The organism is Thiobacillus thioparus DSM 505 (assembly GCF_000373385.1).
Taxonomy (GTDB): domain Bacteria; phylum Pseudomonadota; class Gammaproteobacteria; order Burkholderiales; family Thiobacillaceae; genus Thiobacillus; species Thiobacillus thioparus.
Window position 1 is genome coordinate 916,837 of the sequence record NZ_KB891316.1, and the last position, 16,553, is coordinate 933,389.

Annotated in this window: 16 protein-coding genes; 10 read left to right on the forward strand and 6 right to left on the reverse strand. The window is 63.5% G+C overall.

Translation table 11 applies throughout. The features are described 5' to 3' along the window. Positions 1–33: 33 nt before the first annotated feature. Both B058_RS0104650 and B058_RS0104655 read right to left on the reverse strand, forming a co-directional pair. Entirely contained in the window at positions 34–3,228 is a 3,195-nt protein-coding gene (locus B058_RS0104650) for an efflux RND transporter permease subunit (protein WP_018507318.1), read from the reverse strand. 9 nt (positions 3,229–3,237) lie between these two features. Continuing rightward, complete coding sequence (locus tag B058_RS0104655; protein WP_040723294.1) at positions 3,238–4,440, reverse strand: efflux RND transporter periplasmic adaptor subunit; 1,203 nt, start codon at positions 4,438–4,440, stop codon at positions 3,238–3,240. Positions 4,441–4,536: 96 nt separating this feature from the next. Between B058_RS0104655 and B058_RS16450 the strand changes: the two genes are divergently transcribed. Further along, positions 4,537–5,181, forward strand: a complete 645-nt coding sequence (locus tag B058_RS16450) for a TetR family transcriptional regulator (protein ID WP_018507320.1) — start codon at positions 4,537–4,539, stop codon at positions 5,179–5,181. Here B058_RS16450 and B058_RS0104665 read toward each other — a convergent pair. After that, positions 5,178–6,614, reverse strand: a complete 1,437-nt coding sequence (locus B058_RS0104665) for a cryptochrome/photolyase family protein (RefSeq protein WP_018507321.1) — start codon at positions 6,612–6,614, stop codon at positions 5,178–5,180. The two genes, B058_RS16450 and B058_RS0104665, sit on opposite strands and share 4 nt — an antisense overlap. A gap of 87 nt (positions 6,615–6,701) precedes the next feature. Here B058_RS0104665 and B058_RS0104670 point away from each other — a divergent pair, with 87 nt between their 5' ends. The 6 genes from B058_RS0104670 to lnt are packed head-to-tail and all read left to right on the forward strand — an operon-like array spanning position 6,702 to position 11,933. After that, positions 6,702–7,259, forward strand: coding sequence for a YqgE/AlgH family protein (locus tag B058_RS0104670; RefSeq protein ID WP_026240640.1), 558 nt, complete (start codon positions 6,702–6,704; stop codon positions 7,257–7,259). Continuing rightward, positions 7,256–7,693: a Holliday junction resolvase RuvX gene (ruvX, locus tag B058_RS0104675; protein ID WP_018507323.1), complete on the forward strand. Its 438-nt coding sequence runs from the start codon at positions 7,256–7,258 to the stop codon at positions 7,691–7,693. Before B058_RS0104670 ends, ruvX begins: the two co-directional genes overlap by 4 nt. After that, positions 7,674–8,168, forward strand: coding sequence for a bifunctional pyr operon transcriptional regulator/uracil phosphoribosyltransferase PyrR (gene pyrR / locus B058_RS0104680; protein ID WP_018507324.1), 495 nt, complete (start codon positions 7,674–7,676; stop codon positions 8,166–8,168). The genes ruvX and pyrR overlap by 20 nt, the downstream gene beginning before the upstream one ends. Further along, positions 8,165–9,118: an aspartate carbamoyltransferase catalytic subunit gene (locus B058_RS0104685; protein WP_018507325.1), complete on the forward strand. Its 954-nt coding sequence runs from the start codon at positions 8,165–8,167 to the stop codon at positions 9,116–9,118. The genes pyrR and B058_RS0104685 overlap by 4 nt, the downstream gene beginning before the upstream one ends. Then, a complete protein-coding gene (locus B058_RS0104690) occupies positions 9,115–10,395 on the forward strand; it encodes a dihydroorotase (RefSeq protein WP_018507326.1) in 1,281 nt (426 codons plus the stop codon). The genes B058_RS0104685 and B058_RS0104690 overlap by 4 nt, the downstream gene beginning before the upstream one ends. A gap of 14 nt (positions 10,396–10,409) precedes the next feature. Then, the gene (lnt, locus tag B058_RS0104695) at positions 10,410–11,933 is read left to right on the forward strand and encodes an apolipoprotein N-acyltransferase (RefSeq protein WP_018507327.1); all 1,524 of its coding nucleotides are present in this window, start codon (positions 10,410–10,412) and stop codon (positions 11,931–11,933) included. Between the two features lie 55 nt (positions 11,934–11,988). Here the strand turns inward: lnt and B058_RS0104700 are convergent, their stop codons facing one another. From B058_RS0104700 to coaBC, 3 genes are all read right to left on the reverse strand, one after another. Continuing rightward, positions 11,989–13,437, reverse strand: a complete 1,449-nt coding sequence (locus B058_RS0104700; RefSeq protein ID WP_026240641.1) for a GGDEF domain-containing protein — start codon at positions 13,435–13,437, stop codon at positions 11,989–11,991. A gap of 180 nt (positions 13,438–13,617) precedes the next feature. Further along, positions 13,618–14,058, reverse strand: a complete 441-nt coding sequence (gene dut, locus B058_RS0104705) for a dUTP diphosphatase (protein WP_018507329.1) — start codon at positions 14,056–14,058, stop codon at positions 13,618–13,620. A 22-nt stretch (positions 14,059–14,080) separates the two neighbouring features. After that, positions 14,081–15,286, reverse strand: a complete 1,206-nt coding sequence (gene coaBC, locus B058_RS0104710) for a bifunctional phosphopantothenoylcysteine decarboxylase/phosphopantothenate--cysteine ligase CoaBC (RefSeq protein WP_018507330.1) — start codon at positions 15,284–15,286, stop codon at positions 14,081–14,083. A gap of 33 nt (positions 15,287–15,319) precedes the next feature. Between coaBC and radC the strand changes: the two genes are divergently transcribed. The 3 genes from radC to rpmG all read left to right on the forward strand — a co-directional run bounded on the left by radC (position 15,320) and on the right by rpmG (position 16,519). Then, positions 15,320–15,994, forward strand: a complete 675-nt coding sequence (gene radC / locus B058_RS0104715) for a RadC family protein (protein ID WP_018507331.1) — start codon at positions 15,320–15,322, stop codon at positions 15,992–15,994. A 109-nt stretch (positions 15,995–16,103) separates the two neighbouring features. Then, positions 16,104–16,340 carry a 50S ribosomal protein L28 gene (rpmB, locus tag B058_RS0104720; protein ID WP_018507332.1) on the forward strand — a complete coding sequence of 79 codons (237 nt, stop codon included), beginning with the start codon at positions 16,104–16,106 and terminating at the stop codon, positions 16,338–16,340. Between the two features lie 11 nt (positions 16,341–16,351). Beyond that, a complete protein-coding gene (gene rpmG / locus B058_RS0104725; RefSeq protein ID WP_018507333.1) occupies positions 16,352–16,519 on the forward strand; it encodes a 50S ribosomal protein L33 in 168 nt (55 codons plus the stop codon). The last annotated feature ends 34 nt before the right edge of the window (positions 16,520–16,553 follow it).

Consider the following 16,553-nt stretch of genomic DNA (forward strand, 5'->3'; position numbering starts at 1 on the left):
CGGCCCACGGCGAGTCGCGGTAGGCCGGCGGCTTTACGGTGCTTCCGGTGGTTTCGAAACCGGCGACGGATGGTGGGAGGGCATATGGACGTTGTCGTAGCGCGTGGCATGCGGATGCGCATCGATCTCTTCCGCCTTGGCTTGTAGCCGCCTGTCGGACACCCAGTGGAAAAAGAGCGGGATGAAGAACACCGCGAGGAAAGTAGCGGCCAGCATCCCGCCGACGACGCCCGTACCGACTGCATGGCGTGCACCGGCCCCCGCGCCGGTCGAAATCGCCAGCGGCAGCACGCCGAGAATGAAGGCGAGTGAGGTCATCAGGATGGGACGGAAACGTAGGCGGGCAGCTTCGAGCGCGGCTGAAACACTGGAGTAGCCCTCCTGTTTTTTCAGCACGGCGAACTCGACGATCAGGATCGCGTTCTTCGCCGCAAGTCCCAGCAAGGTCACCAGACCGATCTGGAAATACACGTCGTTGGACAGTCCGCGCAGCCACACCGCCGCCAGCGCGCCGAAGGTGCCGAAGGGCAGCGCCATCAGAACGGCAAACGGCAGCGTCCATTTCTCATACTGCGCCGCAAGAATGAGGAACACCATCAGTACCGCCAAACCCAGCGCGATGCCCGATGTCCCGCTCGAACGCTTCTCCTGGAACGAGGCGCCGGTCCATTCGTAGCTGAAGTCGGGGGGCAGTACTTTTTTCGCTATTTCGTCGATGATGGCTAGCGACTGGCCCGAACTGACCCCGGGCACCGCGCTGCCCATGATCTTGACCGCCTGAGAATTGTTGTAACGGTCGAGTGTTTCCGGACCGGACGAAAAGCTGATTTTGGCCAGGGCCGACATCGGCACCATCTCGCCGGACGCGTTGGGCACGAACAGCGCCGACACGTCCTGCGGCGTCTTCCGCGCGTCCGGCTCGGCCGCCATCAACACCTGCCAGGTGCGCCCATACTTGTTGAAATCGTTGACGTAATACGAACCGAGCGTGGCCGACAAGGTCGTGAACACGTCATCGATCTTGACGCCCAGCATCTTGGCCTTTTCGCGGTCGACGTCGACATACAGCTGCGGCACGTGCGGTCGCCACAGTGTCAGCACCTGCGCGAGCCGCTTGTCCTGGCGCGCAGCGGCGAGAAAGGCATCGGCGACCTGCGACAGTTTCTGCGGGCCGCCCTCGCCCTTGTTCTGGATGTAGAACTCGAACCCGCCGGCATTGCCCAGGCCGAAGATCGGCGGCGGCGCGAAGGCCAGCACCAGTGCCTCACGGATACCCGACGTCGCACCCATCATTTCGCCGACCATCTGCTGGATGGTCTTCTTGCGCTCGTCCCAATGGCGCGCAGCGACGAAGATGGTCGCCGCACTGTTGCGGAAGCCGCCGCCGAGAAAGTCGAGCCCGGCGAAGGCGACCACGTGCTGGACGGCCGGGTCCTTGCGCACGATCGCATCGACCTGCTTGACCACCGCCTCAGTACGCGACAACGCCGAACCATCCGGCAGGTAAACCGCGCTGATGTAATAGCCCTGGTCCTCGTCCGGCACCAGGCTGCCAGGCGTGAATTTCCACAAGGTGACGGCGGCGGCGATCATCAGGAGGTAAATCGAGAGCGCGACGAGCGAGCGTCGCATGAGGAATTTCACCCCGCCCTGGTAATGCCGGGTCATGCCCGCGAAGCCCCGGTTGAACGCGCGGAAAAAGCGTCCCGGCTCGTGCGGCTTCTCGCCCTTGAGCAGCGCCACGCAGAGCGCCGGCGTGAGGGTCAGCGCAACGAGGCCGGAAATCACCACCGAAATCGCAATCGTCGCCGCAAACTGCCGGTACAACTCACCGGTCAGGCCGCCGAGAAAGGCGATGGGAACGAACACCGCGCACAGCACCAGCACGATCGCGATCACCGGGCCGGTGACCTCGCGCATCGCCAGCAGCGCCGCTTCGCGTGGGGTCTTCTTGTGCTCGTGGATGATGCGCTCGATGTTTTCCAGCACCACAATGGCATCGTCGACCACAATGCCGATGGCGAGCACCATGCCGAACAGCGTCAGCGTATTGATCGAGTAGCCGAGCAACAGCAAGCCGACGAAGGTGCCCAACAGCGACACAGGCACGGCGAGGACAGGGATGAGCGTTGCGCGCCAGTTCTGCAGGAAGACGAACACCACCAGCACAACCAGCAGAATGGCTTCGCCCAGGGTTTTCACCACTTCGCGGATCGACACCTCGACAAAGCGTGTGGTGTCATAGGGCACGGCATAGTCGAGGCCGGGCGGGAATGTCTTTTTCAGTTCCTCGACCGTGCGGATCACTTCGTCGCCCACCTTGAGTGCATTGGCGCCAGGCTGCAAGAAGATGCCCACCAGCGTCGCGGGTTTTCCATTGTAGAGCCCCGCAAAGTCGTAATCCTTGGAACCGAGCTCGACCCGCGCGACATCTTTCAGGTACAGCACCGAGCCGTCGGCATTCGCGCGTACGACGATATTCTCGAATTCCTTGGGATCGGCGAGCCGCCCCTTGGCGGTGAGCGAATACACCAACGCCTGCCCGTTGTCGACTGGCGGCTGGCCGATCTTGCCGGGTGCGAACTGTGCGTTCTGCTCGTTGATCGCGCGAGTGAGATCGGCCACGGTCACACCCAGCTGGGCCATGCGGTCGGGCTTGAGCCAGATGCGCATGGCGTAGTCCTTGGCACCGAATATCTGCACATTGGTCGTGCCGGGAATACGCTTCAGGCGGTCCAGCACAGAGAGCGTGACGTAGTTGCTGGTGTACAGATCGTCGTAGCGGCCATCGGGCGACAGGAAGGCGAGCACCTGCAGGAAGGCGGACGAGCCTTTCTCCACTGTCACGCCCTGGCGGCGCACTTCTTCCGGCAGCCGTGCCTCGGCCTGCTTGACCCGGTTGTTGACGTTGAGCGCGGCCTTGTCGACGTCGGAGCCGATCTCGAACGTCACCTGGATTTCCAGGACGCCGTTCGAGGCCGAGGTCGAGCTCATGTACATCATGTCCTCGATGCCGTTGATCGCGTTTTCCAGCGGCGCCGCGACGGTCTGTTCCAGAACCGTGGCCGAAGCGCCCGGGTAGACCGCACGTACCGTGACCACCGGCGGCGCGATCTCGGGGTACTGCGCAATCGGCAGCACGCGCATCGCCAGCAGCCCGGCGAGCACGATCAGGATGGAGATCACAACCGAAAAAATCGGCCGGTCGATGAAGAAGCGCGAGAACATGAGCGTTCCTTATGGTTTCGTGGCGGCGGGCGGCACAGCCGCAGCCTTCGGGTCAGTCCCGGCTTCAGAGGGCGCGACGGGCATGCCCGGGAAGAAGATCCGTGCCATGCCATCGACCACGACCTTGTCGCCGGACTTCAGGCCGCTTTTGATCACCCAGCGGCCAGCCCCCTTGCCTGGCTCGCCGCCGCCTATCCACGCGCCGACCTCGACCGGGTGGGGCAACGCGACGATCATCCCCTTCTCGCCGGGCGTGGCCACATAGACAAACTTGCCGGTCGGGCCATCCTGCACCGCGGGCTGAGGCACGGTAATCGCATCGGGCAGCTGCCCGCCTTCGACGACCACCCGCACAAATTGCCCAGGTTTCAAGACGCCGTCGGCATTGGCAAACTCGGCCCGCATATCGAACGCGCCGGTTTGCGAATTCGCCTTGTAATCGCTGAAGTTGAGCGTTCCGGTGGCCGCGATCCGCGTCCCGTCGGCAAGCACGAGACGAACGTATTGCCGGCCTTGTTCCAGCGTCCCTTCGGCACGCTGTTTCTCCAGCGCCAGGCGTGCGTCCTCGCCGATCGAGAAGCGCGCATAGATGGGAGTGATCTGCGCCAACGTGGTGAGCGCGGGCCCCGTGGGGCTCACCAGCGCACCTTCGACCTGGAGCGCGCGACCCATTACGCCCGCGAGGGGGGCGCGAATGTCGGTGTAGCCGAGGCTGATGCGCGCATCGGCCAGATTCGCCTCAGCCGTGCGCACCCCCGCTTCGGCCACTGCGAGCGCAGTCTGTGTGGTATCCAGCGCGCGCGTACTGACGAAACCTTGCGCCGCGAGCGCGCGATTGCGGTCCAGTTCCAGCTTGGCTTCTGCGAGCAATGCCTGCCGGTTGGCGAGTTCGGCATTCGCCGCGCGAACCTGAGCGGCAAAGCTGGCGGCGTCGAGCTTGTACAACTGGGCACCCGCCTTGACCGGCGCGCCTTCCTGAAAATAGCGATGCTCGATAACAGCTGCGACGCGCGGCCGGATCTCCACTTCCCGCGAAGCTTCCAGTCGCCCGACATATTCGAAGTTGATCGGCACCACTTGCGGCGTCACCGCTTCCACTGTCACCTGCGCTGGGGGCGGTGCGCCGCCGCCCTGTTGTGCCGTTTCATGTTGTCCGCACGCTGTGAGCACAGCGCTCAAGCCCACAACCACTACCCCGGAAAATCGGTGCATGGTGCCCCCTGAAATTATTTATACCTCGCCATCATAAAAGCATACATGCATGAATGTAAATTGCGGGCTCTGGTCATTTGTTGGACAATTCTGCGTATGGTCAAAAAAACCCGTGTAGAAGCGCTCGCCACCCGTCAAGCCCTGCTTGCCGCCGCGCTTCAGGTATTTCGCGAACGCGGCGTCACACGCACGCGACTCTCCGACGTCGCCGAGCGGGCCGGGGTGACACGGGGAGCCATCTACTGGCACTTCAAGGACAAGGCCGAATTGTTTCAGGCCGTCTGCGAGCGCGGCACCCTGCCGGTGGAAGCGCTCCTGGCCCAGGCCAGCCAGAATGCACAGCGCGACCCGCTGGCCATGGTCCGCCAGCTTGCCCTGATGGCACTCACCCAATTGGCCCAGCATGCCGACACCCAGGCAATGTTCGACGTGATCTTCCACAAATGCGAGTTCACTGCGGAGCTGGCGCCAGTGGTGGCAAAAAACGATGCCGATCGCGCCGCCTGCCTATCGCAGGTGCAGCAACTCTTCGACCAGGCCGTTGCCTGCGGCCAATTGCCGCCCACCACCGACACCTTTCTGGCAACTCAGGGCCTGCATGCCTACATGGTCGGCCTGATGCATGAATGGGTGTTGAATCCCGAGAGCTACGACCTCGCCGTGTGCGCCGAGCCGCTGATAGACTGCTATCTGGCCGGACTGGCCACGCGTCCGCCCATCTGCCGGCCGAACGCCGGCTAGACCGAACGCGCCGGCCGAATGGCCTTGAACAGCGCCAACGCCTGCGCGCGCTGGAACGCATGTTCGACGATGGGCGCAGGATAGGTCTGACCGACGATCACGCCAAGGCGCATCTGTTCGCTGACCGGCAGCCGCCACGGTGCATGGATGAACTTTTCCGGCACCCGGGCGAGTTCGGGCACGTAACGGCGGATGAACACGCCTTGCGGGTCGAATTTCTCGGATTGCGCCAGCGGATTGAAGATGCGGAACCAAGGTTGGGCATCGCAGCCGACCGAGGCCGCCCATTGCCAGCCCCCGCTGTTGGCGGCGAGATCGTAATCGATCAGCCTGTCGGCGAAGTAACGCTCGCCGAGCCGCCAGTCGACCAGCAGATCCTTGGTCAGGAACGAGGCCGTGACCATGCGCAGCCGGTTATGCATGTAGCCGGTCTGATTGAGCTGGCGCATTGCCGCGTCTATCAGTGGATAACCCGTACGCGCCTCGCACCAGGCTGCAAAATGCCCCGGCGGATTCGGCCAAGGCAGCGCGTCATAGTGCGGCTTGAAGGCATGGCCCTGAGCGACGTCAGGCCGGTACCAGAGGATCTGGTGGTAGAAATCGCGCCAGATCAGCTCGGACAGCCAGGTCTGCGCCCCATGTCCACCCTGCCGCCAGGCCGCAGCGGCAAGCTGGCGGATGGACACCGTGCCGAAGCGCAGATGCGCCGACAGATACGACGGCCCCTTGAGTGCAGGAAAATCGCGCGTGGCCTGATAACGGTCGATCCGCTGCAGAAAATCCCCGAACAATTGCGCGCCGCCCGACATGCCTGTCGGGAACCCGAGCTCGCGCAGATTGGTGGGGGCGAACCCCATTTCCTGCAAGGTGGGAACCGGTGTCGACAATGCGGACAGTTGGCCGGCATACGCTTCAACCGGGTAGGCTTGCAAATGAGAGGGCGTCAGTTTTTTCAGCCAGGCATTCTTGTAGGGAGTAAAGACGCTGTAAGGGGTACCACTGGCTGTAAGCACTTCCCCACGTTCGAAGATGACCGCATCCTTGTCGTGATGGACGGCCATGCCCTGCGCATGCAGGGCGGTTTCGACAGCCGCGTCGCGCGCCAGGGCGGCCGGGTCGTCATCGTGATTGAAGAACACGGCATCGACCCCGAGTTCGGCTGCCAGTCGAACGATCTCGTCGCGGGCCACGCCATGCCGCACGATAAGTCCACCACCCCGGGCCTGCAGGGCGTGCTGCAACTCGGTGACGCTGGCATGGATGAACTCGAGCCGCCGATCGGCCGGGCCGGGGAGCGCATCCAGGATGTCGCGGTCGAATACGAACACACAGGCCACCTGCCGGGCGCACTGGAGCGCGTGACAAAGCGCAGCGTGATCGAAATCCCGCAGGTCGCGGCGAAACCACACCAGGGCGTGGGCATATTCAGGCATGGGACGAGATGGTCGCTATAGTGGAAAGGCAAGTTGAAAAAAGTGGTGCTTGCCGGATTTGAGGCAGATTACAATGGGAACGCAACCATGGATACCGTCAACCTGACCCACAACTTCCTGATCGCCATGCCCGGCATGGTCGACCCCAATTTCAACGGCACCTTGACCTATATCTGCGATCACAGCGACCAGGGCGCGCTCGGCGTGGTGGTCAATCGACCGATCGACCTGGATCTGTCGGCCCTGTTCGAGCAGATCGGGCTGTCGCTGCCGGAGCGCCTGCATCACAACGCCGTGTACTTCGGCGGTCCGGTGCAGACCGAGCGTGGATTCGTACTGCACACGCCGCCGCTCACCTTCAGCTCCACACTCACCGTCAACGACGCGGTCAGCCTCACCACCTCGAAGGACGTGCTCGAAGCCGTGAGCCAGGGGGCGGGACCGGAAAAATTCATGGTATCGCTGGGCTATGCGGGCTGGTCGGCCGGCCAGCTGGAAGACGAGATCAAGCAGAATGCATGGCTGTCGGTGGCAGCCGATCCGCAGGTGATTTTCGACCTGGCCCCGGAAGAACGTCTGCCTGCCGCGATGAAGCTGCTGGGCATCGACTTCGCCAGCCTGTCAGAAGAAGCCGGGCACGCTTGAATCCGGAGCATACCCACGGCACGGTGCTGGCCCTCGATCTGGGTCTGAAACGTACCGGCGTGGCCTCGGGCGATCTGTCGATCGGGATCGCGCATCCACTCACTGTCATTCAGGCCGACTCGACCGATGCCCGGCTCACCGCCATCGGCAAGCTCATGACCGAATGGCAGCCGGTTTTGCTGGTACTGGGTCTACCCACCCACGCCGACGGCAGCGAACATGACATGACACGGGTGGCGAGAAACTTTGCGCGCAAATTAGAATCCCGTTTCAATCTCCCGGTTTTTCTGGTGGACGAGCGCCACACCAGCACGGAAGCCGAATCCGAGCTCCATGCGCGCGGCATCCACGGCAAGAAGAACAAGGCGCTGACGGACGCCGTCGCCGCTCAACTCATACTGCAAGGGTTTTTCGATGCACGCCTCACTGCCTGATGCCAACACACTGATCGCGCGGCTCGCCGATGCCATCGCCCCCACCCTCACGCCCGACACGCTGATCGTCGGCATCCATACCGGCGGCGTATGGGTGGCAGAGCGCCTGCACGGGTTGCTGCAGTGCGCCCAACCGCTCGGCACGCTCGATATTTCGTTCTACCGTGACGATTTTTCGCGCATCGGCCTGCACCCGCAGGTCAAGCCCTCCAACCTGCCCTTCGATCTCGAAGGCCGCGCCATCCTGCTGGTCGACGACGTGCTGCACACCGGACGCACCGTGCGCGCGGCGATGAACGAACTGTTCGATTACGGCCGTCCGGCATCGATCCGGCTGGCTGTCCTGGTCGATCGCGGCGGCCACGAGTTGCCGATCCGCCCGGATTTCGCCGGCCTGACGATCACCGTGCCCGACCACCAGAACATCAACCTTTCCCGCCTCGACGATGGCCATCTGACGCTCACGCTTGCATGAACCTACAACTCACTGAAGACGGCAGGCTGCGGCACCTGCTGACCCTCGACGGCCTGCCGCGCGCCATCATCATGCAAATCCTCGATACCGCCGAGTCCTTCATGGACGTGGGTGAACGCGAGGTGAAGAAAGTCCCGCTGCTGCGTGGCAAATCGATCTTCAATCTGTTCTTCGAACCCTCGACACGCACCCGCACCACCTTTGAAATCGCCGCCAAGCGCCTGTCCGCCGACGTCGTCAACCTCAACATCGCGACCTCCAGCCAGACCAAGGGCGAAGCGATTCTCGACACCGTCGACAACCTTGCCGCCATGCACGCCGACATGTTCATCGTGCGCCACTCGCAATCAGGGGCGGCGCACTTCATCGCGCAACATGTGGCGCCGCACATCTCGGTGGTAAATGCGGGCGACGGCCGTCACGCGCACCCCACGCAGGGCTTGCTCGACATGTTCACCATCCGTCGCTACAAGGGCGAGTTCCACAACCTGACCGTGGCCATCGTCGGCGACGTGCTGCATTCGCGCGTGGCGCGGTCGCAGATCCATGCGCTGACCACACTGGGTGTGCCGGAAGTCCGCGTCATCGGCCCAAAAACCCTGTTGCCTACCGGGGTCGAACAGATGGGCGTCAAGGTGTTCCACGATATGGAAGATGGCCTCGCCGGCTGCGACGTGGTCATCATGTTGCGCCTGCAGAACGAGCGCATGAAAGGTGCGCGCCTGCCCAGCGCGCAGGAATATTTCAAGTTTTTTGGCCTGACGCCGGAAAAACTCGCGCTCGCCAAGCCAGATGCCATCGTGATGCATCCTGGCCCGATGAATCGCGGAGTCGAGATCGCGTCCGAAGTCGCCGACGGCCCACAGTCGGTGATCCTGCCGCAGGTAACCTATGGCATCGCGGTACGCATGGCGGTGATGGCAATGCTGGCTGGGACGGGGAACGCATGAAGATTCATATCAAGAACGGTCGTGTGATCGACCCGATGAGCGAACGCGACGAGATCGCCGACATATTCATTGCGGCAGGCAAGATCGTTGCCATCGGCCAGGGACCCGCCGACTTCCACGCCAACCGCACGCTCGATGCCAGCGGCCTGATCGTCTGCCCCGGCCTGGTCGACCTGTCGGTCAGGCTGCGCGAACCCGGCTTCGAATACAAGGCCACGCTCGAATCGGAAATGCTCGCCGCCGCCGCGGGCGGGATCACTTCGCTCGCCTGTCCGCCCGACACCGACCCGCCGCTGGATGAGCCGGGGCTGGTGGAGATGCTCAAATTCCGGGCACGGAATCTTCCTGGACCGCGCGTATACCCGATCGGTGCGATGACGCAGAAGCTCGAAGGCCAGATGCTCACCGAGATGGCCGAATTGACCGAGGCCGGCTGCCGCGCCTTCACTCAGGCCGATGCGCCGCTGACCGACACGCTGGTCTTGCTGCGCGCCATGGAATACGCCGCCACCTTCGGCTTCAGCCTGTGGCTGCGGCCGCAGGACGTGACACTGGCGCGCGGTGGCGTCGCACACGACGGGGCCGTGGCGACGCGCCTCGGGCTGCCCGGCATCCCGGCGCTGGCCGAAACGGTGGCGCTGGCAACCATACTGCAACTGGCGCGCGAAACCGGCGCACGTATCCACCTTGCCCGTTTGTCAACCCGCGAGAGTATTGCCATGGTGCGCGCCGCCAAGGCGCAGGGCCTCGCCGTGACCTGCGATGTGGCCTGCACGCATGTGCATCTATCGGAAAACGACCTCATCAGTTTCGACTCGCATCTGCATCTGGTGCCGCCGCTCAGAAGCCTGCGCGACCGCGATGCCATCCGCGAAGCCCTGCGAGATGGCTCCATCGACGCCCTGTGCTCCGACCATACCCCAGTCGACGAGGATGAAAAGCAAGTGCCCTTCGGCGAGTCGGCCCCGGGCGCCTCGGGCGTCGAACTGCTGTTGCCGCTGACGTTGAAATGGGCACGCGAGATGGGCGTACCGCTGATGCGGGCGCTTGACCTGATTTCCTGGAAGCCGTCACAAATTCTCGGCGTATCCGGCGGCAACCTGTCGGTCGGTGGTTACGCCGACCTCTGCATATTCGACGAGTCCGCCGAATGGATCGTGACGCCCAAAACCCTGGCCAGCCAGGGCGACAACACCCCTTTCCTCGATCATCCGATGCAGGGCCGGGTACGCTACACAGTGATCGACGGCCATATCGACTTTGAAGCACCCCGCTAGCCGCGGCGACCTGTATGGCGGATAAGCGTTCCGCCATGCGCCGCCCCTCCTTCCTGCCGCTGCTTCTCAGCCTGCTAGCCGGCGCGACGGCCGTCGCCGGATTCGCGCCGTTTGAATTCTGGCCCTTGCCCATCCTGAGCCTGGCCGTGCTGTTCGCGCAACTGTCGCGCACTCCGTCCAGGCGGACCGGATTTCTGATCGGCCTGGCCTGGGGGATGGGGTTTTTCCTTGCCGGCGTGAGCTGGGTATTTGTCAGCCTGTGGGTATACGGCGGCATGTCCATGTGGCTGGCCGGGCTCGCCACTTTTTTGTTCTGCGCATTCCTCGCGCTGTTTCCGGCGACAGTCGGCGCACTGCAGGCCGGGTGGCGTCACACACCTGCGCTCAGGACCGTGCTGCTGCTTCCGCTTGCCTGGAGCGTGACGGAATGGAGTCGCAGCTGGATATTCACCGGCTTCCCCTGGCTGGTTGCGGGTTACTCGCAAGTGCCCAATGGCCCGTTGGCCGGTTATGCCCCCCTCGTCGGCGTGTACGGCATCTCGTTTCTGCTGGCGCTGATCGCAGGCCTGCTGGCATGGAGTATGACGCCGCGCACCTCGCCGGTGTCACGCGTCTGGGCGGCGGCGGCCATCGTGGCGCTGGGGGTCGGTGGTCAGGCCTTGCGCGGCATTCAATGGACCACGCCTGACGGCGCGCCGACGTCGGTGGCGCTACTGCAAGGCAATATCCCCCAGGATATGAAGTGGCAACCCGACAAAACCCGCGCCACGCTGGACAGCTACGCGCGCATGGCCGCAGCCTCGCCCGCGCGCCTGATCGTATTGCCGGAAACGGCGCTGCCGCTGTTCGAGTCCGCGCTCCCGGACGCCTATCGCGACAAGTTGGCCGCGCTCGGCCGGCATAACGGCGGCGACGTGCTGGCCGGTCTGCCGACGGGCTCGCTCGATGGTGCCTACTACAACAGCGTCGTCAGTTTCGGCAGCGCGCCTAGCCAGCGTTACAGCAAGGTGCACCTGGTGCCATTCGGCGAATACATCCCGCTGAAGAAGGTATGGGGGTGGGTCATCGAGGTCCTGCACATCCCGCTCTCCGATTTCGCACGCGGCGCCATCGACCAGCGCCCGCTCGCCATCGGTGGCCAGCGAGTGGCCGCCGACATCTGCTACGAGGACGTGTTCGGTGAGGAAATCATCCGCCAACTGCCGGAAGCGAGTGTGCTGGTCAACGTCAGCAACCTGGCCTGGTTCGGCGATTCGCTGGCACCCTGGCAGCACGCGCAGATGTCGCAGATGCGGGCATTGGAAACCGGGCGCATGATGCTACGCGCGACCAACACCGGCCTCACCGCAATCATCGATGCGAAAGGCCGGGTGCTGGCCAGCCTGCCGCTTTTCACTGCAGGCAGCCTCGCCGGCGCAATTCAGGGCTACGCCGGCAGCACGCCGTATGTGCGCTGGGGCAATACGCCGGTACTGGCGCTGTGGGGGATATTGGGGATCGTCCTGCTGGCGGCCGCACTCTACCCGCGAGCACCCTGAAGGGCATAAAGGGCAGGCCGTGGCTGTATAGCCGCTAAAACGGCAACAGCCACGCTCAGGCGGCGGCCCTGACCCGCGTGGCGTTACGGCCGCCGCGCTTGGCTTCCAGCAGTGCAGCATCGGCGCGTGCCAGCGCCTCGTTTTCCTCGCGGTCATCACGGCTGAATTCGGACATGCCGCCGCTCCACGACAGCTTCTGCGTCACGCCCGGAATGAGCTCGACGCTTTCCGGCATCTTGGCGCGCAGGCGCTCCGCCAGTTCCTGTGCCCGATCAAGCGGCGTGTAGGGGAATACCACGCAGAATTCATCGCCGCCCAGGCGAGCGATGAAATCGCTATTGCGCAGGCAGGCCTTCAGCGCATTGCCGAACTTGATGATGAGCTGATCGCCCGCCTCGTGGCCGAAGGTATCGTTGACCTGCTTGAAATTATCGATGTCGAGAATCAACAGGCTGTGGGTCCAGCCGTCCTTCAGCGTGCCAAACAACTCCTTTTGCTTCTCGTCGAAGCTGCGTCGGTTGTTCACCTTGGACAAATGGTCGATCCGAGCCTGCGAGGAGACTTCCTTCTGTTTACCCAGCATGACCTTGCCCAGTTTCAGCATGGTCTCGAGCGGTGTCTGGAACTCCGCCAGGCTGACCGGATAATCGGCGCGCAACCGCTGCTGGCGGAGGTCATTGGTGAATTTCACCAGCATGCGCAGATTGTCGGCAACCCGGTTACGGACCGCCAGAATGGTGGCCGCCACCAGGATGGCGATGACCAGACTGGCCACCAGCCAGCCCAGCAGGTAGGGCGCGACGCTCTCGACCACCGGCGTGATCGGACGCCATACGGCAATCTGCCAGGGCGTGCCTGCCAGCGCGATGAGGGTGGGACGGACGTTCCGCTTGATCGCCTGGTTGCCGCGTCGCATCAGCACCATGGCGGAATCGCCACCCCCGCTTTGCTGCAATTCGGCATAGGCGGCGGCGTCCGGCAATGGCAGGGTATCAAACAGAGCCTGCAACTGCGGCACGCTCTGCTCGACGATGACATAGCCGAGCCGCTTGCCGTCGGCCCCCGTTACCGGATGCGAGAGCGAGAGGTTGAAGGTGGCGGTGGCGGTCGCCCCGCTACTGCCACGCCCAGCGTTGGCCAACAGCTTCCGCGTGTCGCCCGGCAGGAAGCCAGGCAGCAACTGGCGCTGGCCTTCCGTGACGAACAGCACAGTCGCATCCTGGTTTAGCGCCTGCAGGTTGGCTGCCTGTGCCTGACACACGTCCGGCGACACGCTGGCAAAACACGCCAGTGTCTGCGGATGCGCCGCGATCCGTGCGGCACTGCGCTTCATGGCATCGGCAAGAAACTCGATCTGCGCCGCCATCACCGGCTTGCCCAGTTCCTCAGGCGCCGTTTGTGCCTGCGGCCGCGTCAGAAAAATCACGGATGTGACGAGCCCGGCCAGCAGCACCAACGCTGCAGCCAGGATTAGGCCAAACCGCGATATCGACGTATGGGGCATGACTGCGCCAGCCGGCTCTCCAACCTCTTAGTATTTGTTTCTCCGCAATGACAGGCGCCCAGATTCCAGGCAACCCGCCGACATGGTCTTGATGCAGCAAATTCCATGCCCTGATGTGCACGCACCCGGCAGGCCCGCCTGCCGGGTGCGTCTTTTACCGATATGTAAAAATTTCCGACACTACTGTCGGCCAGTGCTGCCGAATCCGCCCTCGCCGCGCTCGCTGCTTGAAAACGCTTCCACCACGTTGAATTCGGCCTGCATGACCGGGACGATGACGAGCTGGGCTAACCGTTCCATTGGCGTCAGTTCGAACGCCTGTTGCCCGCGATTCCAGGCGGACACCATGAGCTGGCCTTGGTAATCGGAGTCAATCAGCCCCACCAGGTTGCCCAGCACGATGCCATGCTTGTGGCCCAAACCGGAGCGCGGCAGGATCAGCGCGGCATAACCCGGATCGGCCAGATGGATCGCCATGCCGGTCGGAATCAGCTGGGTTTCGCCTGGCGCCAGTACGATTGGACCATCGATACAGGCACGCAAATCGAGTCCGGCAGCACCCGGCGTAGCGTAATGCGGCAGCTGATCGCGCAGGCGAGCGTCGAGAATCTTCACATCCATCTTCATTTTCGTCGGAATTTCGTCAGTTGAGCAGGGTTGCGAGATGGCGAACCAGATGGCGCGCCTGGGAGAGTTTGTCGGCACGCGAGAGCGGATGCCGGCCTTGATCGTCGAACAACACCAACTCGGCGCTGTCCTGGCCGAGCGTGTCCTGCGCCAGGTTGCCGACCAGCAGCGGTAGTTTCTTTTTCAGGCGCTTGGCCTCGGCATGTTCGGCCAGGCGTTCGGTCTCGGCGGCGAACCCCACGCAGAACGGCGCGTCGGGCAAGGCGGCGACTTCAGTCAGGATGTCGGGGTTGGCCACCAGATTCAGGGTCAGGCCCGCGGCACTTTTCTTGATCTTCTGCGATGCCGCCGCATCCACCCGGTAATCGGCCACGGCTGCCACCGCAATGAATACGTCGCTCGGCAATTCGCGCAGGACGGCATCGCGCATTTCGGCTGCGCTTTGCACATCGACCCGACGCACGCCTGCCGGTATGGCAAGGCAGGTCGGGCCCGAGACCAGGCACACCTCGGCGCCCGCCTCGGCCGCGGCCCGGGCAACCGCGTAGCCCATCTTGCCGGAACTCAGGTTGGTCAGGCCCCGCACCGGATCGATCGCCTCGAAGGTGGGGCCGGCTGTGATCACGACCCGCTTGCCCGCCAGCACGCCCTTTCCCAGCAGGCCGTGCAACGCGACTTCGATGTCGGCCGGCTCCAGCATGCGTCCAAGACCGGTTTCGCCACAGGCCTGTTCGCCCGCAGCCGGCCCCAACACCTGCACGCTGTCATCGCGCAATTGCGCAAGATTGCGCTGGGTCGCAGCCGCCGCCCACATTTCGCGGTTCATCGCCGGCGCCACGGCCAGATTGCAGGTGCGCGCCAGGCACAGCGTCGTCAAGAGATCGTCGGCGCGGCCGTGCGCGAGCTTCGCCAGGAAATCGGCCGAGGCCGGCGCCACCAGAATCAAGTCGGCGTCACGCGACAGGTGAATGTGCGCCATGCCGTCGCCGCTGGCGGTGTCCCACAGGGACGCCAGAACCGGCCGGCCGGAGAGCGCCTGAAAGGTCAGCGGCGTGACGAACTGCTGCGCGGCAGCAGTCATCGCCACCTGCACCTCGGCGCCCGCCTTGACCAGCAGGCGACACAACTCGGCTGCCTTGTAGGCCGCGATGCCGCCGGTCACCCCCAGAATGATTTTCTTGCCTGCCAGCGACACGGTCTCGATTCCCTGTCCGCTTTCCATGAAAATGGCACATTCTACGGGAGGGGAAGGGTCATGGCGATTCGGGACTGGCCGGAAGACGCGCGTCCGCGCGAGAAACTGCTGAAGCAGGGCGCCACGGCCCTGACCGATGCCGAACTGGTCGCGGTTTTTCTGCGCACGGGCGTCGTCGGCAAAAGCGCGGTCGACCTCGGGCGAGAACTAATCGAACGCTTCGGTGGGTTGGGCGGCCTGTGTCGCGCCGACAGAAAATCCGCCTGCGAAGCCCCAGGCGTCGGTGAAGCCAAATATGCGCTGCTGCAGGCCGTGATGGAAATGGCGCGGCGCACCCTGGCCGAAGACATGCAGGCAGGTGACGCGCTCTCGTCTCCTGGCGCAGTACGCGACTACTTGCGACTGATCCTGCGCGGCAAGGAGTACGAAGTGTTCTGCTGCGTGTTCCTCGACGCGCAGAACCGGGTGATCGCGGTGGAAGAACTGTTCCGCGGGACGCTGACGCAAACCAGTGTCTATCCGCGCGAGATCATCAAGCGCGCACTTTCGCACAATGCCGCGGCGCTGATCCTGGCGCACAACCATCCCAGCGGCGTGGCCGAACCCAGTCCGGCCGACCGCAGCCTCACCCGGAAACTGGCGGACGCACTGGCCCTGGTGGACGTCCGCGTACTTGATCACTTCATCGTGGCGGGCACGTCTTCCCTGTCTTTCATGGAATCGGGCCAACTTTGAGGGGACGCCGGACTTGCCTCGTACTTGCGAGCTGTGATATAAATCGCGGTTCTCGGGTTAACCCATATTGTTAACCCCACCGGTTAACCCTCAATTCTGGAGCAGCGTCATGGCTCGCGTATGTATCGTTACGGGCAAGAAGCCCATGGTCGGGAACAACGTTTCCCACGCCAACAATAAAACCAAGCGTCGTTTTCTGCCCAACCTGCAATACCGCCGGTTCTGGGTCGAGAGCGAGAACCGCTGGGTTCGTCTGCGTTTGTCCAATGCTGCCCTGCGCACCATCGACAAGAACGGCATCGAGTCCGTTCTTGCTGATCTCCGCGCCCGCGGCGAAGCGGTTTAAGGAGAACGATCATGGCTAAAGGCGGACGCGAAAAGATCAAGCTGGAGTCCAGTGCGGGCACCGGCCACTTCTACACCACCACCAAGAACAAGAAGACCATGCCCGAGAAAATGGAGATCAGCAAGTTCGATCCCAAGGCTCGCAAGCATGTGATGTACAAGGAAACCAAGCTGAAGTAATTCAGTCTCGGTCGCCAATAAAAAACCCGCCGAT

Excerpts from the sequence above, each read along its gene's own strand:
- B058_RS0104650 (WP_018507318.1), bottom strand. The coding sequence starts at position 3,228 with ATGTTCTCGCGCTTCTTCATCGACCGGCCGATTTTTTCGGTTGTGATC.
- B058_RS0104655 (WP_040723294.1), bottom strand. The coding sequence starts at position 4,440 with ATGCACCGATTTTCCGGGGTAGTGGTTGTGGGCTTGAGCGCTGTGCTC.
- B058_RS16450 (WP_018507320.1), top strand. The coding sequence starts at position 4,537 with ATGGTCAAAAAAACCCGTGTAGAAGCGCTCGCCACCCGTCAAGCCCTG.
- B058_RS0104665 (WP_018507321.1), bottom strand. The coding sequence starts at position 6,614 with ATGCCTGAATATGCCCACGCCCTGGTGTGGTTTCGCCGCGACCTGCGG.
- B058_RS0104670 (WP_026240640.1), top strand. The coding sequence starts at position 6,702 with ATGGATACCGTCAACCTGACCCACAACTTCCTGATCGCCATGCCCGGC.
- pyrR (WP_018507324.1), top strand. The coding sequence starts at position 7,674 with ATGCACGCCTCACTGCCTGATGCCAACACACTGATCGCGCGGCTCGCC.
- B058_RS0104685 (WP_018507325.1), top strand. The coding sequence starts at position 8,165 with ATGAACCTACAACTCACTGAAGACGGCAGGCTGCGGCACCTGCTGACC.
- B058_RS0104690 (WP_018507326.1), top strand. The coding sequence starts at position 9,115 with ATGAAGATTCATATCAAGAACGGTCGTGTGATCGACCCGATGAGCGAA.
- lnt (WP_018507327.1), top strand. The coding sequence starts at position 10,410 with ATGGCGGATAAGCGTTCCGCCATGCGCCGCCCCTCCTTCCTGCCGCTG.
- B058_RS0104700 (WP_026240641.1), bottom strand. The coding sequence starts at position 13,437 with ATGCCCCATACGTCGATATCGCGGTTTGGCCTAATCCTGGCTGCAGCG.
- dut (WP_018507329.1), bottom strand. The coding sequence starts at position 14,058 with ATGGATGTGAAGATTCTCGACGCTCGCCTGCGCGATCAGCTGCCGCAT.
- coaBC (WP_018507330.1), bottom strand. The coding sequence starts at position 15,286 with ATGGAAAGCGGACAGGGAATCGAGACCGTGTCGCTGGCAGGCAAGAAA.
- radC (WP_018507331.1), top strand. The coding sequence starts at position 15,320 with ATGGCGATTCGGGACTGGCCGGAAGACGCGCGTCCGCGCGAGAAACTG.
- rpmB (WP_018507332.1), top strand. The coding sequence starts at position 16,104 with ATGGCTCGCGTATGTATCGTTACGGGCAAGAAGCCCATGGTCGGGAAC.
- rpmG (WP_018507333.1), top strand. The coding sequence starts at position 16,352 with ATGGCTAAAGGCGGACGCGAAAAGATCAAGCTGGAGTCCAGTGCGGGC.